General features: G+C 59.0%; 19 protein-coding genes. 15 read left to right on the top strand and 4 right to left on the bottom strand.

What is annotated here, in order from left to right:
- Positions 1–313 precede the first annotated feature (313 nt).
- From CA85_RS11915 to CA85_RS11890, 6 genes are all read left to right on the top strand, one after another.
- Positions 314–754, top strand: coding sequence for a hypothetical protein (locus CA85_RS11915; RefSeq protein ID WP_146391564.1), 441 nt, complete (start codon positions 314–316; stop codon positions 752–754).
- A 168-nt stretch (positions 755–922) separates the two neighbouring features.
- On the top strand, positions 923–1,306 hold the full coding sequence (locus CA85_RS11910; protein ID WP_146391563.1) for a hypothetical protein: 384 nt from the start codon (positions 923–925) through the stop codon (positions 1,304–1,306).
- Between the two features lie 110 nt (positions 1,307–1,416).
- Positions 1,417–2,493, top strand: coding sequence for a 3-isopropylmalate dehydrogenase (gene leuB / locus CA85_RS11905; RefSeq protein WP_146391562.1), 1,077 nt, complete (start codon positions 1,417–1,419; stop codon positions 2,491–2,493).
- A gap of 71 nt (positions 2,494–2,564) precedes the next feature.
- A complete protein-coding gene (locus CA85_RS11900; RefSeq protein ID WP_146391561.1) occupies positions 2,565–3,521 on the top strand; it encodes a phosphatidate cytidylyltransferase in 957 nt (318 codons plus the stop codon).
- A gap of 37 nt (positions 3,522–3,558) precedes the next feature.
- Positions 3,559–4,083 (top strand): NADPH-dependent FMN reductase, encoded by a 525-nt coding sequence (locus CA85_RS11895; RefSeq protein ID WP_146391560.1) that lies wholly within the window; start codon positions 3,559–3,561, stop codon positions 4,081–4,083.
- A gap of 36 nt (positions 4,084–4,119) precedes the next feature.
- Positions 4,120–5,232, top strand: coding sequence for a glycosyltransferase (locus CA85_RS11890; RefSeq protein ID WP_146391559.1), 1,113 nt, complete (start codon positions 4,120–4,122; stop codon positions 5,230–5,232).
- Positions 5,233–5,280: 48 nt separating this feature from the next.
- Here CA85_RS11890 and CA85_RS11885 read toward each other — a convergent pair whose 3' ends face one another.
- A complete protein-coding gene (locus CA85_RS11885) occupies positions 5,281–7,272 on the bottom strand; it encodes a hypothetical protein (RefSeq protein WP_246112723.1) in 1,992 nt (663 codons plus the stop codon).
- 478 nt (positions 7,273–7,750) lie between these two features.
- On the opposite strand from CA85_RS11885, the gene CA85_RS11880 reads away from it, so the two are divergent.
- Positions 7,751–9,181 (top strand): MFS transporter, encoded by a 1,431-nt coding sequence (locus tag CA85_RS11880; RefSeq protein ID WP_246112722.1) that lies wholly within the window; start codon positions 7,751–7,753, stop codon positions 9,179–9,181.
- A 150-nt stretch (positions 9,182–9,331) separates the two neighbouring features.
- Here the strand turns inward: CA85_RS11880 and CA85_RS11875 are convergent, their stop codons facing one another.
- Positions 9,332–9,745, bottom strand: a complete 414-nt coding sequence (locus CA85_RS11875; protein WP_146391558.1) for a DUF2780 domain-containing protein — start codon at positions 9,743–9,745, stop codon at positions 9,332–9,334.
- 326 nt (positions 9,746–10,071) lie between these two features.
- Here CA85_RS11875 and CA85_RS11870 point away from each other — a divergent pair, with 326 nt between their 5' ends.
- The 3 genes from CA85_RS11870 (at position 10,072) to CA85_RS11860 (ending at position 11,742) form a co-directional block, all read left to right on the top strand.
- Positions 10,072–10,479 carry an RNA recognition motif domain-containing protein gene (locus CA85_RS11870; RefSeq protein WP_146391557.1) on the top strand — a complete coding sequence of 136 codons (408 nt, stop codon included), beginning with the start codon at positions 10,072–10,074 and terminating at the stop codon, positions 10,477–10,479.
- Between the two features lie 365 nt (positions 10,480–10,844).
- On the top strand, positions 10,845–11,153 hold the full coding sequence (locus CA85_RS11865; protein WP_186774893.1) for an ISAzo13-like element transposase-related protein: 309 nt from the start codon (positions 10,845–10,847) through the stop codon (positions 11,151–11,153).
- The gene (locus CA85_RS11860) at positions 11,137–11,742 is read left to right on the top strand and encodes a PEP-CTERM sorting domain-containing protein (RefSeq protein ID WP_146391555.1); all 606 of its coding nucleotides are present in this window, start codon (positions 11,137–11,139) and stop codon (positions 11,740–11,742) included. The genes CA85_RS11865 and CA85_RS11860 overlap by 17 nt, the downstream gene beginning before the upstream one ends.
- 445 nt (positions 11,743–12,187) lie before the next feature.
- Here CA85_RS11860 and CA85_RS11855 read toward each other — a convergent pair whose 3' ends face one another.
- Both CA85_RS11855 and CA85_RS11850 read right to left on the bottom strand, forming a co-directional pair.
- Positions 12,188–16,558, bottom strand: a complete 4,371-nt coding sequence (locus CA85_RS11855) for a PVC-type heme-binding CxxCH protein (protein WP_146391554.1) — start codon at positions 16,556–16,558, stop codon at positions 12,188–12,190.
- A 63-nt stretch (positions 16,559–16,621) separates the two neighbouring features.
- Positions 16,622–17,749 (bottom strand): Gfo/Idh/MocA family protein, encoded by a 1,128-nt coding sequence (locus CA85_RS11850; RefSeq protein WP_146391553.1) that lies wholly within the window; start codon positions 17,747–17,749, stop codon positions 16,622–16,624.
- A gap of 188 nt (positions 17,750–17,937) precedes the next feature.
- Here CA85_RS11850 and CA85_RS11845 point away from each other — a divergent pair, with 188 nt between their 5' ends.
- The 5 genes from CA85_RS11845 (at position 17,938) to CA85_RS11825 (ending at position 25,514) form a co-directional block, all read left to right on the top strand.
- Positions 17,938–19,086, top strand: coding sequence for an AraC family transcriptional regulator (locus CA85_RS11845; RefSeq protein WP_186774892.1), 1,149 nt, complete (start codon positions 17,938–17,940; stop codon positions 19,084–19,086).
- Positions 19,087–19,268: 182 nt separating this feature from the next.
- Positions 19,269–19,613, top strand: coding sequence for an ArsR/SmtB family transcription factor (locus CA85_RS11840; RefSeq protein WP_186774891.1), 345 nt, complete (start codon positions 19,269–19,271; stop codon positions 19,611–19,613).
- A gap of 93 nt (positions 19,614–19,706) precedes the next feature.
- Positions 19,707–20,795 carry an ACR3 family arsenite efflux transporter gene (arsB, locus tag CA85_RS11835; protein ID WP_146391551.1) on the top strand — a complete coding sequence of 363 codons (1,089 nt, stop codon included), beginning with the start codon at positions 19,707–19,709 and terminating at the stop codon, positions 20,793–20,795.
- A gap of 227 nt (positions 20,796–21,022) precedes the next feature.
- Positions 21,023–24,004, top strand: coding sequence for a PSD1 and planctomycete cytochrome C domain-containing protein (locus CA85_RS11830; RefSeq protein WP_146391550.1), 2,982 nt, complete (start codon positions 21,023–21,025; stop codon positions 24,002–24,004).
- Between the two features lies 1 nt (position 24,005).
- A complete protein-coding gene (locus CA85_RS11825) occupies positions 24,006–25,514 on the top strand; it encodes a DUF1501 domain-containing protein (protein WP_146391549.1) in 1,509 nt (502 codons plus the stop codon).
- The last annotated feature ends 83 nt before the right edge of the window (positions 25,515–25,597 follow it).

The following is a 25,597-nucleotide window of genomic DNA, read 5'->3' as shown; positions in this document are numbered from 1 at the left end:
GCGAGCTCAAACGCCGAAATCAATCAAAATATCCCAAGCTGAAAAAGCCTCGACCCAGTCGAGCCAAGCGGATCACGGTCGAGCCCGTGAAACCACCAGATTCGCCCTAAGTCCACGCCATTAGAGCTCGGCTCCGTTTCTCCCGGCAGTGCCAGTCTAACATTGACAATCACATCCCACAAAGAAATCCTTCGATACGGGAGCCATGCCTTGAAAACCTCGGGCGCACGCTTCCGTCGGATGAGCCTTAAAACACATGTCAAATGATTCGCCTCCAAAGGGTCGGCCCCCTATTCGCATGGGCTCGTCCGTTATGAAGCTGTCGATCCCCCAATTGCTAGGATATCTCTGGGCGGCACCGAACACGTTGTTGGGGATCGCGATCGGATTGTTGCTCGGCGGACGATTTCAGCGCGTCGATGGCGTACTCGAAGTTCATGGCCGGCATGTGGCCCGGGTGCTGGCCCGGATGATCGTGCCTGCGGCAGCATTAACGATGGGGCATGTTGTCTTCGGCCGCGACCTCGAGGCACTGGCCCGGACGCGAAACCACGAACGCGTGCACGTCCACCAGTACGCGATTTGGGGCCCCTTTTTCTTGCCCACTTATCTCGGGGTGTCACTGTGGCTCTATGCCCGTGGACGTGATGGCTATCGCGACAATCCGTTTGAAATCCAAGCCTATGCGATCGACGATCCGGGGTGCCCCCAGTCTCCTAGACCGCAGGCCCGCTCGGACGATGGGCTAGATTAGCGCGCGGTCGCCACTGAGATGCGAGGTCCAGCGATCGCAGACACCCTCACCTGCAGCCCATTTGCGTTAGAACGCGGGAACGGCAACCGATTCTTGTGAGGGACTCGTCGCCTCGTCCACTACCATGTCCGTTACGAAACTTTCTGTTCCTTCGCCAGGAGAATTTCTGTGAGCATGCCTCCCGCCAACCCCTACAGCAACTCGGCCGCTTCGTCCGACGAACCGGTTTATCTCGGCGGTCGACAGCGGTCACTGAAAATCCGCCGCATCGACCCGCTGTCACTCGGTTGCATGCAGGGAGCGTTGTTCGCACTGATAGGCTTGATTCCCGTGCTGTTCATCATTTTCATGACGATCGTTGGTGCTGCGGGCGGCGGCTTTCGCGCCGCTGGGAATCAGCTTGTCGTCGGGGTCGCTGGCACGCTGATCTTGGGCGTCCTGGCGCCATTGGTTTACGGTGTGATGGGATTCGTTGGTGGGGTGGTCCTGGCGTTGGCATACAACTTCATTGCCTCCTTCAGCGGCGGGGTCGAATTGGAGCTCGGTGAGTAGAGCGTGCGGCTGGCCGATCGCGGTGGCACCCTGGGGCTGAACGGGGGATTCAGCTAATCTGTGGGGGAAAATTGTTTCCCCATTCCGTCACGTTCTCACATTCCTTGACCATGAAACACTCCATCGTATTGCTGCCCGGGGACGGGATCGGCCCTGAAATCGTTGCTCAAGCCCGGGGCGTCCTCGAGGCAGTCGCCAGTCGCTTTGGTCACGATTTCTCGTTCAGCTCGCACCGCATTGGTGGGATTGCGATTGACGAGACCGGCGATCCGCTGCCCGCAGAAACGGTAGACGCCTGTCGCTCCGCCTCGGCCATCTTGCTCGGTGCGGTCGGTGGTCCCCGCTGGGATGATCCTTCGGCGAAGACGCGTCCCGAAGCCGGGTTATTGCGAATTCGCAAGGAACTCGGGTTATTCGCTAACCTGCGTCCGATCAAGTTATTCGATGAACTCGCCGACGCGTCCCCCTTGCGGGCCGACATCGTGCAGGGCACCGACATCCTGTTCTTTCGCGAGCTGACCGGCGGGGTCTACTTCGGCGAGTCCGGCAGCAGCGGGGAAGGCGAGGACGAGACCGCTTTCCAGTCGATGACGTATTCGCGCCGAGAGATCAAGCGGATCGTGCGGATGGCGGCCACCGCTGCCCGCGAGCGATCCAATCGATTGACGAGTGTGGACAAAGCCAACGTGCTCGAACCGAGCCGGTTGTGGCGGCGCGTGGCGGCGGAAGTCATGACCGAAGAGTTCCCCGATGTCCAATACGATGTCGTGCTCGTCGACGCCATGGCGATGCATCTGATCAATCGCCCTGCGGACTTTGATGTCGTGGTGACGGGGAATCTCTTCGGCGACATTTTGACCGACGAAGCCTCGATGCTGCCTGGGTCGCTCGGCATGCTGCCGAGTGCTTCGTTAGGGGAATCCGGTCCGGGACTGTACGAGCCGATTCACGGCAGCGCCCCTGACATCGCGGGTAAGGGAATCGCCAACCCTTTGGCAACGATCCTGGCCGCCGCGATGATGCTACGTCATTCCCTCTCCTTGCATGCCGAGGCTGACGCGATCGAAACCGCCGTCGCCGGTGTCTTGGCCGATGGACTGAGGACTGCGGATTTGGCCCGAGGTGATTCCGAGGCGATCTCTTGCGAAGCCATGGGAGCAGCCGTGGTCAAGAAGATCGCGGGCTAAACGCCTATCCGAAAAGGGGGCTGAGTGCTGACCTCCCGATCGCATCCCCATAGCAGGTAAACGAATCCCGCGTGCCCGACTTCACCACCTTCATTTTGATCGGCGTCATCCTGACGGCGCTTTCGATCGCGACCTTGGTCGGGATTGTGATGGGGCGTGGGAACGCGCCGGGGACGGATGCGGCCTTGGTGAAGCGTTTCCAAGCCAAGCTGCGTGTTTGGTGGATCATGGTGGCGGTGTTTGTTATTGGCACCCTGGCGGGACCGACGACGCTGGTGGTGATCTTTGCGGGAGCGTCATTTTGGGCCCTCCGCGAGTTCATCTCAATGACGCCGACGCGACGTGGCGATCATCGTACATTGTTCTGGGTGTTCTTCATCTTTCACCCTCTGCAATTCATCCTGATCGGGCTGGGCAGCGCTTACTACGAATTTTACAGCATCATGATCCCCGTCTACGCGAGCCTGTTCATTCCGGCGCGGGCAGCGATTTCGGGTGACGCCAAGCGTTTTCTCGAACGATGTGCCAAGATTCAGTACGGGTTGATGATTTGCGTCTATTGTCTTTCCCATGCCCCCGCCCTGCTGCATCTCGATCTTGTTCGCACCGATGGTACAGCTTGGAAAGACAACACTAACTTGCTCATGTTTTTCGTGTTGATCTCGCAGCTATCGTTGACTCTCGAACGGGTTTGGAGCCGCTGGATTGGCAAGCACGTGATCGCGCCGCAAATCAATGCCTCCCGCACCTGGGAAGGTGTGGTCGGCTCGGTCATGACGACGGGTTTGATCGCGGCGATGCTGCGTTGGGCAACGCCGTTCTTTTGGTGGGAAGCTCTGTTGATGGGGGTCGTAGTCACGATCATGGCGAGCGTGGGGACGCTGACGATGAGCGCCATCAAACGCGATCGGGGCGTCATGGATACCGGCACGCTCGTCGAAGGCCACGCGGGAATTCTCGACCAGATCGACAATATCTGTTTTGCCGCACCGATCTTCTATCACGTGACCCGTTTTTTCTTTACCTAGTCTTTCCTCTCGATCAACGGCCCAGCCGTTTGACAGCATGCATTTGATTCTCAGCTCGTCGCTTCACCCGAACAGCCGCAGCCGCATCCTGGCCCGAGAAGTGGCCCAGCGTCTGCGAGAACGGGACTGTGAGGTGGAAGTGTTCGATCTGTCGCAGCGAGTTTTGCCACCCTGCGACGGAGCGACTGCGTACGGTGACCCGGAAGTCATTGCGTTGGCAGATCTCATCCGCCAGGCAGATGCCATCTTCGTGGCCTCGCCGGTCTACAACTACGATGTCAACGCCGCGATTAAGAACGCCGTCGAACTGACCGGCAAGGCTTGGACGGGCAAGATTGTGGCGTTGATGTTGGCCGCTGGTGGCCACGGTAGCTACATGTCCGCGATGGGATTGGCGAACAGTCTGATGTTAGATTTCCGTTGCCTGATGGTACCGCGATTTGTGTACGCCACGGGCGTGGATTTTGAAGGCGAACAGCTGGCGGATGAAGACATCACCCGCCGAGTCGATGAACTCGTCAACGAGACCATGCGGATTTCAGTGGCATTGAATGCCGGGTAGCCTGTTGTTGGCTTGTTCTCTTCTCCAAGGTCCCCCGTGCAGATCGACCTCGTCATTACCGAACTTAACGTAGGTGGGGCTGAACGGACGCTGACCCGCTTAGCCATCGGGCTGAAGGACCGCGGGGACGAGGTTCGCGTGTTCTCGCTCGGGCCGCTCCCAACGCCTGAACTCGGTGCATTGGTGAGCGACCTGCAGGCTCACGGAATCGAGATCGAGTCCGGCCAGGGACGTGGGATTGCCGACCTAGGATCGGTCTATCGAAAGCTGCGGAGTTGGCTGCGATTGCGACCTGCTGCGCTGCGTCAGAGCTTTCTGTTCCATGCCAACGTGCTAACCAAGGCAGCGTTGCCCGCACCCGAGCGACGGAACTGGGTAGCCGGTGTGCGAGTGGCCGATCCCAACCGCCCGCGCATCGTCATTGAAGGCCAGGCACTGCGCAGTGCCGCGAAGGTGGTCTGCGTCAGCTCAGCGGTCGCCGAGTTTGCTCAGCAGCAGTATCGGCTTCCGTCAAGCGAGCTCAGTGTGATCGGAAATGCGGTCGAGACCGAACGATTTGCGAGTGCGGTGCCATTGGACTGGCGAGATTTCGGATGGCCCGCCGATATCCGTGTCGTGTTGTTTCTCGGCCGACTGCACACTCAGAAGAACATCGCGCTGCTGCAGCGGACGCTCGATCGCTTTGCACCGGCCGGCTCCAATGTCAGACTCGCGATCGTCGGCAGCGGCGCGCTCGGCGCGGATTTGCGACGATGGGCGGACGGGGTGCCAGGAGATCGCGTCGGCGTACTCGACTGGCAACCCAATATCCCGGCCCTGATCGCGGCGAGTACCCTATTGGTACTGCCGAGTCACTATGAGGGGATGCCCAATGTCGTGATGGAAGCCATGGCGGGCGGGAAACCGGTTGTCTGTAGCCGCGTGGAAGGCAGCTTGGAACTCATCGGAGACGCTGCCGAGCAAGGTTTTGATCTAGGAGATGATGAACAGTTCGTCGCCAAGGTGAACCATTTTCTAAACGACGCCGACTTTGCCGCTCGAGTGGGAGCGAAGAACCAACAGCGGATGAACGATCTATTCTCGGTGCAACGCATGGTCAACACCTATCGTGGCCTGTACGAGACGATTGGCGAAGGGCGAGCGTCGTGACCTCCACCGACGGTGGTGGCGTCGTTTAACGAAACACCATTACTAACCTCACCACTCGATTTCCACGGGGCGGCCAAGCATGATGCTTCCATCTCGCTGCGCGTTGGCCTGCAGTCGGACGGGCCCGGTTCCGATCTGTGCAGGCGTCAGCGTGACATCACCAGAGTCGCTCTCGAAAGTATGGATCACACGTCCGAGATGGATAAGATGGATGCTTTCAGCTTCGTCGCATGCCACTGAAACGGTCATCTCGCCGGGCGTGTCGCTCGGTGTCTGTTCGATCTGCGGGAGGTGCGATTCTTCGCCAACGAGGATATTTCTGTGAGTGCCGATACGCGGCTGCGTGGGGTGAGCGCCGATGAGCGAGACCCGAACATCCACTACCCCTTCGGCGTTCGCGGGCAGGTTGACGCGAATTTTTGGTGTCGGTCGAATGCGTCCTGCGGACTTTCCGTTGAGGTAGAGTTCGATTGCCGCAGTGGGAACACTGTCGGGAGTCCGGGGCAGGGACTGCCACGTGATTTCGATGGCGGGTGGTTTGCTCTCGATTCGCACGAAATCGTTGGGTGCGCGGGCAAATGGCTGGCACAAGGGATCGCCGACGATCAGCAGTTGGTAGGGTGATGGAACGCTCAGGTAGAACGCTTCGATCGCCGCCACCCCTTCGCTGTAATAGGGATACATCATCGCGGAAGGGAACTTTGGTGGCAGCGAGTACGGTTCGGTCACAGTTCCGCTGCTCATCGCAGCGCCGGCATGCAGCAGGGCGGTGAGTTTCGTTTGCGAGTTATTCTGAAACATGCCGCCGAAACTGGTCAAGTTCTCAGCGATCGCCCCTGACGCAAACGTCCACTTTTTGTTACTCAGCGGCAGCGAAGCAGCCCCCAGCATCATGCCGACATAGGAACCGGATTGGCTCGGTAGCGCCGAGGAAAAGATCTCAACGTCGTCGTTGCGGGAGAGGAGCCAGGAAAGAGCATCGGTGGTGACGGGGAATCGTGTTTTGGAACGCACGTCCTTGGTCTTGGAGAAACCAAACGTTGCATCGGGGTAGGTTCGGTCTGCCGGGGCGGCGAGGCTGAGCGAATCGATGGCTTGCTGCAGAGTACTACCATTTTTGTGAACGACGGCCAGCACGCACGAGAGCATGTAGGGCATCCCACCTTCGTCGGCTTTCACGGCATGGCCACAATTGGTCCAACCTGCGGTGTTCGAGAAGCCGATCGGTCCCTGCATGGTATGCGGGACATCTTCGAGCTGGTCGAGCAGGCGGCGGCGATCGCCGGGCAGGTCCACGGCGTCCCCGCCGAAGAGTTGGGAGAGCGGTTCGGTCTCGATCAGGTATCGTCGATTAATCCAGCCCCGCTCGATGGACTTTCGGACCTGCGCGAGTGCTTTGTCTTCCTCACCGCTGCGCAGCCAGTTTTCTGCTGCGAGGATGCGGAGTGGAAAGAGCGTCGGGAATTGATCGGCGAGCGATTGCATGCTCTCGGCAGCCTCAGTGAACTTCTCCGCTTTGCTGTCGCTGATTGCCGCCTCGAACTGCTGCGCGTTCTCGCCGCTAAATGGGTTCGCGAAGTGGCGGCCAAAGGGGCCGCGGGCGTAGAGGTTGGCTCCCCAAGCGAGTAGATTGGGAGAATCACTCAACACCCAGCGATAGAAGTAGGTCAGTGAGTTGATCGACGCGACCGGGGTTCGGTACTTGCTATCAGCCGGGTCGGGAAAGCGTTTGGCAAGCTCGCCGATGTTGACCGACGTGGGGAAACCTGCCGAGTAGGCGACCACCCTGATCTGGGGGGCGATTCCGCGAGAATTGATCGTCTCCAATAACGGCTTGAGAATTCCGTCACGAAACGCATCGAGTGAGATACTCAGCTCGCTCGGGACATCTTCCAGCACGATCACATTGTGGGAGGGAATGTCGCGCAGGGCCGCGTAGTGATTGGCGATCGTGAGCGAGTCGGTCGATGAACCGTTGACAATCAGGGCAACGTTCTCACCGGTCAATCCGGCCTGCAGTCGCGTTGGAGCGACTAGCACGCAACCCACCACCAGCAACAGTGAGACTGCCCGAAGCGATAACGCTGGGAACCACCTTTGACTGTGATTCAGGTGGGTGCGGGCGGGGCGCCCGCGAACCGGTGCGTGGGAGTCCCGCCCGCAGTGGTAGAAAGCGCGTTTTTCGGACGAATATAAGACTGCACAGCGTTGCCGCATCAGGTGCCAACGCCGGCGTTGTCGGCAGAAGTTTGGAAAGTTCACGCGCATGACTCGGGACCGGGTGGATGGCAACGCCAGAGGGACATTGATGAAACAGCGTCTCGGGATGGGCAACGCATGCATTAACGAATATTTCACACTATAGCCCAAACCCAAGTGTCTCGATGGGTTGAGCCGCTCGAGGCGGGTGGTTGCCTTTCCGGCACCATCGCGTTGGACCAACCCACAAACCGCCCCAGTCGTCATGGCGGCATCAATGCACTTGACGACAACCGTTCCGTCACCGATTTTTGAGGATATGAAACTCGCCACCCCTTCTCCCCGTCACACCGTCGCAAACCATAACACCGCGCCGACCGATGGTGAGCCGACCGATGCCGCCTGCCGGGGGACATCGCATCCAGAGGCACTGCCTCAGGAGTCACCAGCCGCGGATGTGGAAACTACCGATCCCGCAGGTGCCTCGTCATCGTGGCCTGCGCCGTCGACATCCTCTGCTCGGCCTGTCCCCGTCTCGATGCGTCCGGAGCCCTTTTGGGAGCCGCTGCGACTGCGGCTGTTTCGGTTTTTCTGGATGGCGTCGTTGGCTTCGAATCTCGGCACGTGGATCCACGAGGTCGGTGCGGGGTGGTTGATGACCACGCTCCAAGGCAGCCCTGAGATGGTGGCGGCGGTGCGGACGTCGATGTCTTTGCCCATCGTTTTTCTCGCGATTCCCGCTGGTGTTTTGGCGGACCGGTTTGACAAGCGGCGACTGCTGATCATGACGCAGTCGCTGTTGTTTGGCGTCACCGCGATCCTCGCCGTGCTCACCTGGAGCGGCCATATCACCGCATGGGGGCTACTGGCACTGACCTTTGTGATGGGGTTGGGCATGGTGGTGCATGTCCCGACCTGGCAATCGGCGATTCCCGAACTCGTGCCACGCAACCAGATTTCTCGCGCCGTAGGATTGGGGAGCATCAGTTTTAACCTGGCCCGCACGCTGGGCCCAGCCCTCGGCGGTGTACTGATTGCCCTGGTGGGGATCTGGAGCACTTTTGCGATCAATGCCTGCACGTTTGCCGGCGTGGTGATGGTGCTGATCTCGTGGCAGCGGACGGCCAATGAGAGCAGCCGAGGCCGCTCGTTTGGATCCTCTCTGCGGCAGGGTGTCCGCTACGTCGCGATCCATCCAGTGATGCGTCATGTGATGCTCGGCGTGGTGCTCTTTGTCCTGCCCGGCAGTTCGCTGTGGTCGCTCTTGCCGCTCTATGCCAAGACCGAGCTCGGTTGGGGGTCGAGTGGCTTTGGGATTCTCGTCGCCTGCGTCGGGGCGGGGGCGGTCTCGGGTGCGGCCTTGCTTCCGCGACTGCGTCATCGATTCGGCTCGGATCGGTTGGTTGCCGCCGCGATGTGCCTGTTCGCGGGGGGGCAAGCCATCATGAGCTTTTCGCCATCGTGGCAGATCCTGCTGCCTGCGGTCCTGCTGATGGGGGCGGGCTGGATGGCGACCTTGACGACGCTCAACGCGACCGCACAGATCACCCTGCCGACACGCCTGCGAGCTCGTGGGATGGGTTGTTACCTGACGATGATGGCCGGTTCGATGGCAGTCGGGTCACTGCTGTGGGGCCAGATCGCGGGCCAGATTGGTCTAGGAGGAGCGTTGTTTTCCGCCGCCATCCTGATGCTGTTCACAGCGATCGTCGGACTCTTCTTTCCGCTGGCCACTCGGCTGGACGACTGAACGGGCTTTTCTGGCAGGCGAGTGCGCCAAACATTCGTGTTCCCCGAGGCCTGACGACCTGCGGCTCAGAAATCACTGAGCCGGGTGTCGCCACGGGGTAGCAGTCCTAATCTGGCGAAACGGTCCCGCGTTTGGGAGAAACAGGGACCTCTACCGTCCCATCAGCGATTTGAGCATGGGCAATTTGGCGATGATCTGCTCGACAGTTTCGTCACCGAGCTTTTCACGCAGGAACGCAAAAACCGTTTTGAGCATCGGGCCGATTTTATCGACATCGACACCGGTGCTGGCCAGGGCGGAGGCCATTTCCATTCCCGCGCCCGACTTCCCGCCGAACATCGACGAAACGGAGCTGGTCAGCTTGCCGAGCAGGCCGCCCCCCGCAGCGGGATCGGGTGCTTCGGCAGCTGCTTTCTCCGCACCGGGAACCGCCCCAGCGACCTGGGCAAACAATTGCGAACCGATCTGGCTCTTGAGCAACGCCATCACTCTGCTGAGGGCTGCGTTCGCAGTTTTTGAATCGATACCGAGTTGGCTGCTGATCAGTTTGATCAATTCGTCCATCGTTTCGCTTTCGTTGGAAAAAGACTACTTAAAACGTCCGCCATGACTCCAAGAGGGTGCCTCCCTACAGCACAGGCGTTTCAACCGTCAGCCGTGCCACCTGATTGTGGGTCGGCGAAGGCCGGCATACAAGACTGCCGAGCCGCCGGAGGGTTATTTTTGCGACATCCGCCATTGACTGCCGCTCGCCTTTGGTTCAGGCTGAACGGCCAGTTGAGCACCACACTCTCGGCGGTGTGTTACTTTTGGAAGTGTTTTCCAGTAATTCCGCCCCTGAATGCGAGAGGCATTTTGTCTCGTTGGTGACGGTTCGTAAGGTTAGTTTTGTGACGAATATTTATGTAGGGAACTTGTCGTTCTCCGCTACCGAAGACGATCTTCGGGAAGCATTTGAGCAGTACGGCGAAGTATCCACTGCCAACATCATCATGGATCGAGAAACAGGTCGCAGCCGCGGTTTCGCATTTGTCGAAATGGCGGACGCTGAGGGTGCCAAGGAAGCGATTGAAAACCTGGACGGTCAATCGATCGCCGGTCGCAATGTGACAGTGAATGAGGCTCGCCCACGTGCTCCCCGCACCGGTGGCGGTGGCGGCGGAGGAGGAGGTCGCGGCGGCTACGGTGGCGGCGGCGGCGGTCGTGGCGGCTACGGCGGCGGCGGCGGTGGTGGCGGCAGCTACGGCGGTGGCGGTGGCGGCTACGGTGGTGGTGGCGGCGGTGGCGATCGCTACTAGGCCTGCCGGTCAAATTACCAGCCGCTATCCTGCTGAGAAGCCGTTTACCGGGTTCGCGAATTCACTAACCTCGCCAGCCCACTGAGTAAACATCACGAAAACGGGACGAACTCCAACGGGTTCGTCCCGTTTTTCGTGCGCTCTGGCAACAAATCAGGTTCATCCGACGGAAGCGTGCGCAGAGCACAGCGGAAGGTTTTTGAGTACTGTCATATCCAGAACGAAAATTTGCAGTGCGCGCGTACGCTCAGCGGCACCACCAATAGGGTAGCTTTTTCGACACTCAAAGTCCACTGTTTGTCGGCCAGCCAGCACGGCTCGGTTAGGGCTACCGCGTCCCGCTCTATCGGGAACGCCTGCACCGCGTGGCGGTCACCCTTGGAATCCCAATTCGCGTCGCTCATCTGCCTCCGTATTGCAGCAAATACAACCCGATCGATCATCGCCTGTTCTGTCACCTAACACGAGCGATCAGCGGACGGCTCGTCGAATCACTCTCATGGATGCAGACGCTGATTTCGAAAGTCAGCACGCGAACTGGCTTGAAGGTTGTCTGCGAGTTGGCTCGCAAAGTCTACCACTCTGGAATCAAGGTAGAGCAAGCATTCAAAGACAACGAACCGACTCAGCGGGACTCAAGCCTCAGTAAATTCAACTATGTCATCCCATGCTGAAATCCCGAAGTTGTTTCCGAACAGGTCCTATGATGCTGGCGACAGCGGCTTCATTGATTTGCACATTTACAGTAACTCTGCCGACGAACTGGATTCCTATGTTTACGGTGTAAATATAACGGGAGGGCCCGGGGTGGCGTTCTCGGATCCGCAGAGCGAGTCCTTCCTGATGGACGGGGACTATGTCTTTTCCGGGGTGAGCTCGAGCGTGATCAATTCTTTTCCGGTAACGTTCGTCGGCGGTGGTGGTAGCGAAATCACGGTGGGCGACAATACCGAGGACCCGGCATCTGCGTTTACTCCCTCGCCCGTCGTGCTGCCGGGATCGGGAGCCCCCAGCCTCCTGGCGCGACTTGAATTTGATACGAATTCTGCTGGAACCTTCGATTTCGAGTTTGATGCTCTCTCGACTTTTTCCGACATAGATTTCAACGGCATCGCCGTCTCGTCCACCGGCAGTAGTATTACCGTGAATGCCGCCGCCGTTCCAGAACCTTCCAGCATACTGATATTCAGTCTTGGGTGCGTCGTTGCAGGATGGTCGCACCGACGCCGCAGGCGGCGGGCGGTTGTGCCAGCAGGCATCTAAGCCAGTTGCAAAGGCACCGTGTCGCCGGGATTGGACGCCACACTGCCGAACCAAAAGTGCTATTGCGAGGGACAGGATGTCGCTCGCCTCAGCCGAAGTCCTGCCTCGAGTGAGGCGAGACGCGTTGGGAGAACGCGAAGAGGCGTAAGCTTCCAGCTTGCGGTCGGCAACAACGCCAGCTCAAAGCTTACGCCACTTTCAATCTCCGCAGCAATGTTGCCGATGGTGTTCGCTTGCGCACAAACCACCGGCTATTTTCTCAAAATGCCCTCGGCGTCGGTTCAACTCGTCGGGTTCTGTCGGTCTCGAACCCCGCCATGGCCCCGTCCCGCCATGGCCCCGTCCCGCCATGGCCCAGTGCCGCCATGGCCCAGTGCCCTTCCGTTGAGCCTGGGCTTCCCACTTGGTTCCCGCCGCATGCTGGCGGATCAACCAGGCCGGCGGATCATTCGGGTTCCGTGTTTGCATCGCCACCCCGGGCTTGCTCGACGGTCACGGCCATGATCATTGGGGCGCTGATGTCATCGCCCTTGACGAATTCGAGCCTCTCGATCGGGGCGTCCCGTTGGGGCGAGACGCTGAGATAGCGGATCTGTTGTTGGCCGAGCGCGAACGCAAACTCGCTGCCGGGGACATCGACGCGGCGGATATAGTCGGCGAAATGGATTCCGTTCTTCAACTCGTGGTCCTCGGTTTCGCCGCCGGCGTAGTGCAGACGCACAATCATCGAAACAGTTTGCTCGGTGCTGAAGGGAAAACTCCATCCGCCGACGCCGCTGAGCAGGTGGATCGCTGTGGCGGGAGAGCCCAACGGGATCGACACGCTCCGAGGCATTTTGGGAGGCAGGGGCCCGTTGGGACCGTGCAATAGGATGAGGTTCGGAACCGTTTGATTCTGAGGGTCCGTGAGCAGGAAGGGCACTCCTTGGAAGACTTTCGGTCCCCAGTTCTCGAAGACCATCCGGTCGGGGCCTCGGTCGCTATTGCTGAACAGCCCCTTGGTGCTGATCGCGGTGGAAAACTCATCGAGCGGGATTGGCACGTAGCCACCGGTATCGGTCAAGAATTCCAACAGGTCGCTGAGCTCCGATTCACTGATTTGCTTCTCGAAACCCTCCGGCATCACACTCTTCCGCGAGGCGATCAGCTCCTCGATGTCTTCACGCGGGACGCTGATTTTTTTCGCTTGCGAATCAACGATCGTGATCGACGTTTTGGATTCGCCAGCGAGCATCCCGTTGATGATCAATCCATCGAGGGTCAGCACGCTGTACATGCGGTAGTTGCCCTCGACGTTTCGCGACGGGTCGACGATATGCGTCAAGAGTTCGGCTTTGGGATGGACCGCCATGCCAGTGAGGTTGGGGCCGACCTTTTGGCCCATGTCCCCGTGTTGATGACAGTTCGCACAAACTTTCTTGAAGACGGCTCGGCCGGCATCGACATTGCCACTGAGTTTGGTCACATGCATCAAAGATTGCAGCACCTTCTCGCGATCCGCGTCCGGCAATCCGCCACCGCGAGCGAGCAACGCTTCGGCTTGAGACTGCATGGATTTGTCGGGGAACGCTCGCAGCGACTGTTTCTGTTCGAGTGACAGTTCGTCGAAGTCGAACTCATTGGCTTCGGCCGCCGACAACAATGATTTTGCCCAGTCGGGTTTACTGAGCACGACATCGATCGCCGATGACTTGACGCTCGGTGAGAACGCGGCGAGCGCTTCGATTAAAACATCGCCCGCGTCGCTGGCATTGCTTCGCTTGATCGCTGAGAGGAGTTCGCCGGCAAGCTCCGGGGAGGTTTGGGGGGTGATGGTTTCCAAAATCTCTGCGACCACGCCAGGGTCATTGGCGCGGAATCCGATCAGGTCCCGCGCGGCCGACAATCGATCGGTCGGGGCGGCGTCCTGATCAGCCATCACGTCCATGATCGAATCGATAATCATATCGGCCTCGGAGTCCAATGCGTCGATGCCCGCGCGAGCGGCGAGGCGAAGCAGTTTTACCTGGACCGGACCGCCAACATTCTGGAACGTTTCGACAAGACTTTTATGGAGAGACTCGTTCGTGGCAATCGTGAAATCGTTGGGCAGTCCCCTGGTCAGTCCATCGAGGATGGCCACGGACAAGCTTGGGGCGGCATCCGACAAACTCGCGACGATTCGCTCGAGGCGATCAGCATCCGGTTGCTGGCGTGCGACATGCTCCGAGACGCGCTCTGTGATGTTGGCGAGCGGACCCGTGGCGGTCGCCTTGGAGGTGGCGACCGATTCCAAGAAGGGAACGCAGTGGGTCGCGGCGGCGGATGTCAGAGCATCGATCAGGATTGGGTCGGTTTCGCCGCTGGCCAGTTCAACGACAAGCTTACCCGCGTCACGCGATGTGGGCATGTCCGCAAGCGTCAGGATCGCCTGTAGGCGGACCTGTGCATTGGCGTCGCGGAAAAGCGACTTGTGTTCGAGCAGGGTCTGCGATCCGGTTGCGTCGGCCGGCATCACCGCGATCGCACTGCGGCGGACTCCTGCCGATGGGTGTTTCAGTCCCGACGCAACGGCTTGCCCCGTCAGAGCGTTCGATCCGTGGAGCGTGCGCAGGGCATGGATCGCTGCCACGTTCAAGCCAATAGGATCGACGTTTTCATCGCCGATCAACTCCACCAGTTTTTGCTTGATCTCGGCTTTGCTGCACGCGTCCCGTTCGATCAGCAAGCGTTGGGCGTGCAATCGCCATCGCATCGAAGGGTGGCTGAGTGTCTGTACCAAGTCCTCGTCACTCGCTGCGGCGAGGTCCGTGAAGTCGTGCAGTTTTCCCTCTTCCGCTGGTACGACGCGATAGATGCGGCCATGTCGTTTGTCGCGTAGGTCGCTCTCGTAGGCTGCTCCTTTACCGGTTTGGAAACCGTTGGGCGTCGGGTTATGTTGCACGATGTAGTTGTACCAATCGAGAACCCAGACGGCTCCATCGGGACCGACCTCAGCCATCACCGGCGCACTCCATTCATCGTCGCTGGCGAGCAGATTCAGGGGGCTGGTCGACGTGAAGTTGGCGCCCTGGGGGCTCAGGACAAACGTTCCGACCAAGTGCCCCGTCGGGCCGGCTACGAAGGCGGTTCGGTTCCACCACTGCGCCGGGAACGCTCGGGCCGTGTAGAGAGCGTGACCGGCCCCCGCGGTATAGCCGCCGTGGTGATCGACCTGGCGAACATTTTCGGTGATCGGGTCAAATTTGTGCGTGTCGGCAATCGCATGCAGCGTCGAGGGGGCCCAGCCGCGAACCCGTTCGTAGTATCGGTTGGGGATCGGCATGAACATGCTGGGGTTGTGATTGGCGGTCGACCCGAAAATCAAACCCTCTTCGCTGATACCGAGACCCCAGGTGTTGTTGTCGCTCGAGCGAACGAATTCCAAGTCGGTGACCTGAGGCGGATCGGATTGCGACAATTTGAATCGCCAGAAACCCTGGCGGAACGACTGCGATTGGCCGCCAGCGAATTCCGGCCGGCTGTTGTTGTATCCCTGCATGGCCCAAATCCAATTATCCAGCCCATAGCGGAAATTGCTCACGCCGCCGTGGGTGTCGCCGAGCGACCAGCCGGTGATCAGGGTTGTCTTTTCATCAGCAACATCATCGCCGTCGGTATCCTTCAGGTAGATCGTCTCGGTACCATTCTGCACGACAGCTCCCCCGCGAACGATCACGATCGACGTGGGGATGCTCAATCCTTCAGCGAAGACAGTGAATTTGTCGGCCACCGCGTCGCCGTCGGTGTCTTCGCAGATGCGAATTCGGTCGCGGTCTTTGCCAAGTTCATTGGGGTAGTCGAGCGTCTCGCAGAGCCACAGTCGCCCACGAGCATCCCAGGTCATGGCGATCGGTTTGGCCTGGAAGTCACGCTCGTCGGCGTAGCGTTCGACCGCCAATCCTACTGGGGTGACGAAGTGCTTGATCGATTCTCCGGGGGGCAGTGGTTTCTGCATCAACGTCTTGGGTTTGCCCTGCACACCCCACCTGTCGCTCGGCGTGTAGTTGGGGATTTCGGGGCCCACGTCGATGAACTCAGCGTCAGCCACATCGGTGCGTGGGGCGGTCATTTCCGGGGCGTCAAAACGTCTCTCCGCTAGATAATTACCCGCCTTGGCTGGGTCACCACCGGCTGCCCAGCGGATGCCGCGTTCGACGAGGTTTTGGAATCCCGCGTTGTTCCACGTTCGCCCGTCGTGTCCGGACGCGGTGTAAAAAACACGGCCTTGCCCGTCGGTGCGGATCCAGGTCCACGGTTCACGCCCCTCTTCATCAACCCGGTACTCCAATACCGTGCGATTGGCATCGTTGTGCAAGTGATGCACGTAGGTTTCATCCCAGCTGCGGAAGCCGCCGTAGCCCTGCATCAGTTCGTGATCCGGATCGGCTATCTCGGCTTGAAAGACGCCAGTCCCGTGGCGTTGAAATTGGGCGCCCATCAGTGCGACCAGATCCGGCTGATTTCGAAAACAAAAAGATGCGCAGTGCAGCGGCACGAATCCACCGCCCTCAGCGACGTAGTCCAGAATCGCGTCGGCGCGGTCCTTGCTGATCTCGTCAATGTTTGCGAAGACAATCAACGCGTCGTATTGCTCGAGATTGTCTTTCGTCAACGTGCGCAGGTCATCGGTGTAGACCAGCGAGATGCCGCGGTCAGCCAGCACCGGTTGCAATTCGTCAAACCGGGCCCGGGGTTGATGGGGACCGTTGTCGCCGAGAAAGAGCGCGGTGAGGTCGGCAGCCTGTGCCAAACCGGCTAGCGAAAAGCAGAGGAAGCAGAGTGCAAGTCGGAACATGGAGGCAAGCCTATCGGAGGTCGGACGTGATGCAGTGGATGGGGGTGTTTGACGAGAGCAGGGCTAAACGGGCTGCTTCAGCGTGAACTCAGGCAGCTGAACGATTTTTCCTCCGTTCATCGCCGATTCGTGGGCGCAGATGCCCACGCAGGTCCAGTTCGCTGACGTGACCGCATCGGGACGCGGATCGCGGTCTTCACGCAAGGCACTGATGAACTCGTGAACGAGGTGTGGGTGCGAACCACCGTGACCGCCGCCTTGAACGAAGGAGAGATGTTCGCTGTCGTGAATCTCCTGTGGCATGGTGAACCGGCGGATCGACTCGGGGAGCAACGACGCGAAGTCAGGGACCTCGATCTTTTCGGGAATCTCCGGTTCAGGCTTCTTCGCGGTGTGCAAAACGTGAGGCTCGTTTTCAATCAATGTCCACTCGAAACTCTTCTTTGTTCCATAAACGTCAAAGCTCTCTCGGTATTGCCGAGCCACGTCGTAGAGGGCTCGCCAGATGTGAGCGGTCAGCTCGGTATCCTTGATCTTGATGTGGCATGACTGGACCGCAAACGGATTGCCCGATAGTTCTGCAATCTCATCACGAACCTTTCCGGATCCGAAGCAGCTGACGTACTCGGCTAAACCATCGACCAGTCCCAGGCATGGGCTGACCACGTGCGTGGCGTAGTGCATCGGCACCATCTCTTTCCAATAGTCCGGCCAGCCGTCCATGTCCTGCGGGTGCGAAGCGGCCAGGTGCTGGATCTCGCCCAGTTCGCCCTGGTCGTGCAGTTGTTTGATATAGAGGAACTCGCGGCTGTAGACCACTGTCTCGGCCATCATGTACTTCAGTCCAGTTTGCTGGACCTTGTCGACGATCCGCTTGCAGTCTTCGATGGTCGTTGCCATCGGTACTGTGCACATTACATGCTTGCCCGCATCCAGCGCCGCCAGTGACATCGGGGCGTGGTCTGCGATCGGGCTGTTGATGTGGACGCAGTCGATATCGGCATCGGCGAGCACGTCAGCGTAGTCCGTGTAACGACGGTCGATACCGAATTGGTCACCGGTCTTGTTCAGTTCGGTTTCGTTGCGACGACAAATCGCGACCACTTCGGCATCGGGATGAGCCTGGTAGATCGGGATAAATTCCGATCCGAACCCGAGTCCCACCATCGCTACTTTTACTGTCTTCGCCATTTCACTCGTTCCTCGTGTTTGAGTTTGATGCTGCATCTGTCGATCGATTGCCCCACGATTGTGGCTAAAACCTGAGCTGCAACAATGCAATTTCACGCAGAAGTATTGAGATATTTCACCTCGCGAATTATTCTGATATGCGGCAGAAATGCCGTCTTGAGTCCCCTGAGTTCGTGTCTGATTGAGGAATGATGCCACGTCGCGCCGTCGCCTTATTAGTGGAAACGTCGAATTCCTACTCGCGTGGCGTGCTCGAAGGGATCGTGGACTACGTGCGCAAGCACGAGCGTTGGTCGATTTTTCTGCCCGAGCAGGAACGCGGCGGCGAGCCACCGAAGTGGTTGGGGCGGTGGCAGGGAGATGGCATCATCGCGCGGATCGAGAATGATTCCATCGCAAGAGCGTTGACGCGGTCGCAGATGCCTGTGGTCGATGTCAGTGCGGCCCGGCATCTTCCCAGTATCCCCTGGGTCGAGACCGACGACGTTGCCATCGCGCGGTTGGCGGTGGAGCATCTCCTCGACCGGGGTTTCCGAAATCTCGCCTATTGCGGTGATCCCGGTTTCAATTGGTCGAACTGGCGCCGGGATGAGTTTCGCAAACTTGCTCAGTCCGAGAATTTCGAACCGCACGTCTTCGACACTCTGACTCGCAATGATGCCAAGTATTCATGGACGCGAGAGAAACGCGGCCTGGCAGCCTGGCTCAAACGACTGCCGCGGCCGGTGGGGATCATTGCCTGCTACGACATCCAGGCGCAGAAGATTCTTGAGGTTTGCCGGGAGTTGGACATCGCCGTTCCCGAAGAGGTGGCCGTGCTCGGTGTCGACAACGATCACTTGCTTTGCGAGCTCGCCGACCCGCCTCTGTCGAGTGTGATCTGCAATACGCGGCGTACCGGGTACGAAGCGGCCTCGCTGTTGGATCGATTGATGCGAGGCGAAACTGTCGGCGATGCTCCGGTTCTCGTCAAACCGATCGGTATCCAGGCGAGGCAATCGACCGATATCCTCGCCATCGACGATCCCGATGTCGTCGCTGCACTGCGGTTCATTCGTGAGCATGTTTTCGAAGGAATCAACGTCGCCGATATCGTCCGCCACGTGCCGTTGTCCCGCCGGGTCTTGGAGAGCCGCTTCCAAAAGATGTTGGGCCGATCGCCGCATGCGGAAATCAATCGGTTGAAACTCGATCGCATCAAGCAGCTGCTCAGAGAAACGGACTTCTCGTTGCCCGAGATCGCCAGCCGAACGGGTTTTGAACACGACGAATACCTCTCCGTCTTTTTTCGCAAGGCGACCGGCATGCCCCCAGGCAAGTATCGTCGGACGCCGTAACGTCGGCGGCGAGGTCCGCAACGTAGGCGGCGAGGTCCGCAGTGTTTTTTCGGCCGTTGGTTCGTGCTGAAGGACGCCCTGGCAGGCGGTGGCGGATGTTGTGTTTTGCGATCTTGACGCGGTCGGTCTCAGGTACTACGTTTGCATGATGACGCATGTATGCAACGAACGGATCCTCTGCCATGAAACCCCACGAAGCCTCGCAGTGCTGCGGGCCGATTGACGACCTGTTGGACGCCGAGCTTTTCAAAGCCTTGGGCGAACCGACTCGGCTGAAGCTATTGTCGTGCCTCGCCAAGTGCGGTCGGCCCTGCTCGGTGACCGAGCTAGCCGAGTGTTGTGACGTTGATTATTCCGTGGTTTCGCGTCACTTGGGCATGTTGGAAAGAAGTGGCGTCCTATCGGCCTCGAAGGAGGGACGCACCGTTTTCTACAACGTGCGGTACCAGCATTTGACGGACGCCTTTCGCTCCTTGGCCAAGGCGATCGAGACCTGCCGCCCCAAGTGTGGGACGAAGAAGCCCTGATTCCAGACGGGCGAGGCTCGGCTGGATCGTTTTACTTGTCACAGTTCAGCGTTTCTGTGACTTCTCTACCAAATATTTCGCAATAAAAAAACGATGGACACCACAAGCAAAGCTGAGAAGCCTGGCATTAGCTTCTTCGAACGAAACCTGACGTACTGGGTTGTGATCTGCATGGTTGTCGGGGTGTTGATTGGCAAATTCGTGCCAGCCTTCCCCGAGTTTCTTTCCAAGCTCGAGTACGCCAATGTCTCGATCCCGATCGCGATACTGATCTGGTTGATGATCTACCCGATGATGATGAAGGTCGATTTTGCCAGTGTGAAAAATGTGCGTAAGAACCCACGGGGGCTGTACGTCACCTGGATCGTGAACTGGCTGATCAAACCCTTCACAATGTTCGCGATCGCAGCATTCTTTTTTTATGTCGTGTTCAAGCCTTGGATCCCAGCAGAACTCGCCAAAGACTATCTGGCGGGCGCAGTTTTGCTTGGGGCCGCGCCCTGCACAGCCATGGTTTTTGTATGGAGTCACCTCACACGCGGCAATGCTGCCTACACGGTTGTTCAGGTCGCGACCAATGATTTGATCATTTTGTTCGCATTCACGCCGATCGTGGCCCTGCTGCTCGGTATTGGGGGGATCACGATTCCGTGGATGACATTGATCGTTTCGGTGGTGTTGTTCGTGGTCGTGCCGCTCACCGCGGGCGTGTTGACGCGTGGGTTCGTTATCCGTTCCAAGGGAGAGGCGTACTTCCAAGACGAGTTTCTTCCTCGCTTCGGCAACGTCACCATTGCTGGTTTGTTGTTGACGTTGGTGTTGATTTTTTCGTTCCAGGGCGATGTGATTCTCAACAATCCGCTGCACATCGTGATGATCGCCATTCCGTTGATTATCCAGACCGTGTTGATGTTCTTTATCGCCTATGGGACTTGCTACCGGCTCCATTGCCGGCACGACGTCGCGGCGCCCGCGGGGATGATTGGTGCATCGAACTTCTTCGAGCTTGCCGTTGCGGTCGCGATCACTCTGTTCGGTGCCGCTTCACCGGTCGTATTGGTCACGATTGTCGGCGTGTTGGTGGAAGTGCCCGTGATGCTGGGGCTCGTCGCTTACGCGAATCGAACCCGGGGTGCGTTCTCTGACTCGGAGGCCAGACCGGAAGGCGGAGACGCGGCTTGAGCACCTTTCTCAGGCAATCGGATAGGTGTTGTCCACAATTTCAGCTGCGGCGAGCGGGTTCTTTGCGTAGAATGGTGTTCTGCGAATTCGCAGCGGTCGCCGCTCACTCGGCTAGCGGAACATCCCGCAGGCAGTGGTGACTGTACAAATTTGACGCTCGAGCGAGGCGGATGAACTCATCGCTTGCTAGCGTTTGAAGTTGTCGTCAGCCCTTGAATACCACTGAAATGTTTGATTCGATCATCTCCCGCTACCCATTCATTGCACTCATTTGGTGGGCTGCAGCGATCGCTAGCACGGTTGTGGCTGCTGAGTCGCCAGCGGACGCCGGAGCGGCTGCCGCGGCTGACTCGTCGTTGACGACAGCCGTTGAGTTTGCAACCGATATCCAGCCGATTTTCAATGAGCACTGTGTCGCCTGTCATGGCGGTGTGAAGCAAGCCGCGGATGTGTCGTTCATCCACCGCGACGCGGCCCTGGCGGTGATCGAGCCCGGTGCTCCCGAAGACTCTCTGTTGATCGACCGGATCACGTCGGACGATGAGTACGAGATCATGCCCCCGGCCGAACACGGTTCACCGCTGGCCGCGGAAGAGGTGGAGGTATTGACTCGCTGGATCGCCGAAGGTGCTCAGTGGCAACAGCCCTGGTCCTATGAGCAGCCATCTGCACCGGAGATTCCCGAGACCGGCAACGACGATTGGTGCCGCAGCCCGCTCGACAGGTTCGTGCTGGCGAGATTGCAGCGGGAAGGCGTTTCGCCGGCGCCGCCTGCCCAGCCGCTGCAGTGGCTACGGCGGGCGACGTTTGACTTGACCGGATTGCCACCGACGGCGGCCGAGGTGTCCGCGTTCTCGGCGGATCTCGAGCGGGCATGCGACGATCAGGCTAAGCAGGAGCGGGTGTACGCTGAGACGATCGAACGTCTGCTGGCATCGCCGCAATACGGTGAACGCTGGGCATCGGTTTGGCTGGATCAAATTCGTTATGCCGACTCGAAGGGTCTTGGGCTGGACGGTCGACGGAACATTTGGAAATACCGAGACTGGGTGATCGATGCTTACAACGATGACATGCCCTTCGATGAGTTTACGATTCGGCAGCTCGCAGGCGATCTGCTCGAACAACCCACGATCGACGATTTGGTTGCGACGGCCTCGAACCGTTTGACACAGTCGAACGATGAAGGGGGTACCGATGACGAAGAGTTTCGGATCGCAGCGGTGCTCGACCGAGTGAGTACCGTTTGGCAGACCTGGCAGGGCATCACGATCGGTTGTGTGCAGTGCCACAGCCATCCCTATGATCCCATCTCTCACGAGGAATTCTATCAATCGGTCGCGTTCTTCAATAACACGGCCGATAGCGATCTCGGCGAAGAGTATCCCATCCTTCGCGTGCCTTTGGAAAGCAAGAACAACGACGCGGCAGTGAATCTCGATCGGGAAATTCGCAGTCTTGAGGAATCGATCTGGAGGCGAGAGCGTGATGTGGTCTCCGATAAAAATGCCCACTGGCGGCCGATCACCGAACTGAGGGCGGAGGCGGACAAACAGACCGATATCGATGTCGAGATTCGCGACGGGACGACCGAGTTCTTTACCACTGATACGCTCTCCAATGGGACCACGATCACATTGACCGGTGAAATCCCAGCTGGTGTCGAGGAATTGACCGCCATTCGTTTAACCCTGGCGCCGCGGAACTTGGAAACGGCAAAGGCGGATTCGGAATGGGGGTTTGTGCTCTCTCAGATCAAGGCCAGTCTGTTGGTGCCTGGTGAAGATGTCGTCCACGTCCTACTCGATCGAGTGATCGGTGATGAAGCGCACCCATTCAAAGACCCCGATCAGAGTTTGAATGAGAAATCACGCGATGGATTCGCAGCCTACACTCGGATCCATTACCCACGGACGGCTGTGCTCGTCCTCGACAAGCCGCTAGCTATCAACCGGGCAAGCAATCTCGATGAACCCGTTGAACTGAAGATTGAGCTCAAGCACAGCGTCAACGCACTCGGTGCGTTTGCTTTGGTCTCGCGCCGGGGCAGTCTCGCTGTTTCGGACGTCGCGGATCTGCAGGCACAACTTGGCGGCGAGGCATTGGTCGACCAACGCGAGCGGCTTGCCAAAGCCGAGTCGCAGCGGAAGGAAATCGCCAGTACGAAGGTGCCGATCATGCGCGAGCGGCCCGAGCACCTCAGTCGACCGACGCACGTATTCATTCGCGGCCTGTTTCTGACTAAGGCCGATCGAGTTGAACCAGGTGTTCCAGCATCGATGCCGCCGCTGGTCTCGGCGGGCGGGGAAAACGCGGATGCCTCTGCGGGTTCACCGCCGACGCGTCTAACTCTCGCGAAGTGGATCGCCAGCGACAACAACCCGTTCACTGCCCGGGTGGCCGTCAACCGCGTGTGGGCCCGGCTATTTGGGATTGGTATCGTGGCAACGGAGGAGGACTTTGGTTCGAGTGGGGAGCGACCCTCGCATCCGCAGTTGCTCGATCATCTTGCCACGCGTTTTCAAGGCGAGCAATCATGGAGCCAAAAGGAGCTCTTGCGATCCATTGTGCTCTCGAGCACCTACCGTCAGGACGCGGCCAGTCGTCCGGGCTTGAAGGCCCGCGATCCTGAGAACCGTTTGCTCGCTCGCGGCCCCCGCTTCCGTTTGCCAGCCGAAATGGTTCGTGACGCGGCGCTCGCTGCTTCTGGGTTGCTGACCGAAAAATTGCACGGCCCGCCCGTCCAGCCACCCATCCCCGCAGGAATTTGGAAACCATTCGCGGGCGACCCCTGGAAGACACCTGGCACGGACGATCCCGATCGGTATCGTCGTTCGATCTACACTTACACCAAACGCAGTATCCCCTATCCCATGTTCGCGGCTTTCGACGCCCCGTCGCGTGAATTTTGCACGCCCCGCCGGCTCCGCAGCAACACACCACTGCAAGCTTTGACGACGCTCAATGACACCACCTTTGTCGAGTGTGCCGAGGCGCTCGCTTCGCGAATGCTCAACGAGCACGATGAAGTTGGCGACCAGCTGCGATTCGGTTGGATAACCGTTGCCACGCGTGATCCAAATACGGCGGAGCTTGCCGCCCTGAAGTCGCTTTATCAAACCTGTCTCGACGACGGAGATCCGCCCGACGACGCCATGCAGGCGGTTGCGGCGGTGCTGTTGAACCTCGACGAAATCATGAGTAAGTAGAATGTCTCAACGAGAAACTCTCGCGCAATCTGTCGTTCGCCAATCGCTGGAGAACACGACGCGGCGAAACTTCCTCAATCAATGTGTCTCGGGCATGTCAGCGGGGATGGGCGGGTTGTACCTAGCGTCTCAAATGGCGGGCAGCGCTCAAGCAGGCTTCCAGCCCCAGCATGCCGCCACGGATCCGCTCAGCCCCTTGTCTCCGCCCCAGCCTGCGAAGGTGAAACGGGTCATCTATCTGCACATGGTCGGAGCCCCCAGCCAGTTGGAGCTGTTTGACTACAAGCCGGATCTGAATGCGCTCGATGGCAAGGAGTGTCCGCAATCGTTCCTGGAGGGAAAACGTTTTGCGTTCATCAACGGCACCCCGCGGATGCTCGGCCATCAGTATCAGTTTTCGCAGCATGGCGATTGCGGAGCCTGGGTGTCCGAGATGATGCCGCATACAGCCGAATGCGTGGATCAGCTCTGTTTTATCAAAACGATGCAAACGGACCAGTTCAACCACGGCCCGGCGCAGTTACTCTGTCATACCGGCGCTACCGTCATGGGGTCGCCTTCGATTGGATCCTGGGTTACTTGGGGGTTGGGGACAGAAAACTCGGACCTGCCCGGGTTCATCGTATTGCTTTCGGGCGGGCGGTTGCCGAGGGTTGGCAAGGCCTTGTGGAGTTCTGGCTTTTTGCCCTCGGTGTATCAAGGTGTGCAGTGCCGATCGCAGGGAGATCCGGTTCTCAACGTCACCAATCCGCCGGGCGTGTCACGCTCGCGGCGACGACAACAACTCGATACGCTCGACACGCTCAACCGAGAATCGTACGAGCAGTATGGCGACCCCGAGACACTCACGCGCATCGCGCAGTACGAGATGGCGTTCCGGATGCAGGTTGCCGCTCCGGACGTGATGGACATCCGCAAAGAGTCCGCAGAGACCTTGGCTGCTTACGGCGCCGAACCGGGCAAGGAATCCTTTGCGAACAACTGCCTCCTCGCACGACGGCTCGTCGAGCAGGATGTGCGTTTTGTTCAACTGTTTGACTGGGGATGGGACACTCACGGTTCCAGTAAGGGCGAGTCTCTCAATCATGGTTTCCGCGATAAATGCAAGCAGACCGATCAACCCGTCGCGGCTTTATTGAAGGATTTACGCCAGCGAGGTTTGCTCGAAGACACCCTCGTGATCTGGGGTGGGGAGTTCGGACGCACCCCGATGCGTGAGAACCGGGGCGGCGGCACGATGGCGTACATGGGCCGCGACCATAGCCCCGATGCCTTCACGATCTGGATGGCGGGCGCCGGCGTCAAACCCGGCTTCACCTACGGCGAAACCGACCCTGTTGGATACACGGCGACGACCAATCCAGTCCAACTCCGCGATCTCCACGCCACGCTGCTACACCTGCTCGGATTCGACTACCAGCAACTCACCTATCCGTTCAAAGGTCTCGATCAGAAGCTCACCGGCGTCAAACCAACCCGGCTTGTCAAAGATATCCTCTTAGACAGTTAAGCAACGCGTGATCGATGGATGACGAATTCTGCGAACGCCGTTTGGTCGCCGACAAGACAATATGCCGACGAGACAACAGATTG

This window comes from Allorhodopirellula solitaria, assembly GCF_007859855.1.
Classification (GTDB): Bacteria; Planctomycetota; Planctomycetia; order Pirellulales; family Pirellulaceae; genus Rhodopirellula; species Rhodopirellula solitaria.
Note: the sequence above shows the minus strand (reverse complement) of the source record. Positions and strands in the feature narration are given on the sequence as shown.

What these genes read in the sequence shown, in the direction of transcription:
- CA85_RS11845 (WP_186774892.1), top strand. Translation starts at nt 17,938, where the DNA reads ATGATGCCACGTCGCGCCGTCGCCTTATTAGTGGAAACGTCGAATTCC.
- CA85_RS11855 (WP_146391554.1), bottom strand. Translation starts at nt 16,558, where the DNA reads ATGTTCCGACTTGCACTCTGCTTCCTCTGCTTTTCGCTAGCCGGTTTG.
- CA85_RS11830 (WP_146391550.1), top strand. Translation starts at nt 21,023, where the DNA reads ATGTTTGATTCGATCATCTCCCGCTACCCATTCATTGCACTCATTTGG.
- arsB (WP_146391551.1), top strand. Translation starts at nt 19,707, where the DNA reads ATGGACACCACAAGCAAAGCTGAGAAGCCTGGCATTAGCTTCTTCGAA.
- CA85_RS11875 (WP_146391558.1), bottom strand. Translation starts at nt 9,745, where the DNA reads ATGGACGAATTGATCAAACTGATCAGCAGCCAACTCGGTATCGATTCA.
- CA85_RS11840 (WP_186774891.1), top strand. Translation starts at nt 19,269, where the DNA reads ATGAAACCCCACGAAGCCTCGCAGTGCTGCGGGCCGATTGACGACCTG.
- leuB (WP_146391562.1), top strand. Translation starts at nt 1,417, where the DNA reads ATGAAACACTCCATCGTATTGCTGCCCGGGGACGGGATCGGCCCTGAA.
- CA85_RS11850 (WP_146391553.1), bottom strand. Translation starts at nt 17,749, where the DNA reads ATGGCGAAGACAGTAAAAGTAGCGATGGTGGGACTCGGGTTCGGATCG.
- CA85_RS11860 (WP_146391555.1), top strand. Translation starts at nt 11,137, where the DNA reads ATGTCATCCCATGCTGAAATCCCGAAGTTGTTTCCGAACAGGTCCTAT.
- CA85_RS11895 (WP_146391560.1), top strand. Translation starts at nt 3,559, where the DNA reads ATGCATTTGATTCTCAGCTCGTCGCTTCACCCGAACAGCCGCAGCCGC.
- CA85_RS11825 (WP_146391549.1), top strand. Translation starts at nt 24,006, where the DNA reads ATGTCTCAACGAGAAACTCTCGCGCAATCTGTCGTTCGCCAATCGCTG.
- CA85_RS11880 (WP_246112722.1), top strand. Translation starts at nt 7,751, where the DNA reads ATGAAACTCGCCACCCCTTCTCCCCGTCACACCGTCGCAAACCATAAC.
- CA85_RS11915 (WP_146391564.1), top strand. Translation starts at nt 314, where the DNA reads ATGAAGCTGTCGATCCCCCAATTGCTAGGATATCTCTGGGCGGCACCG.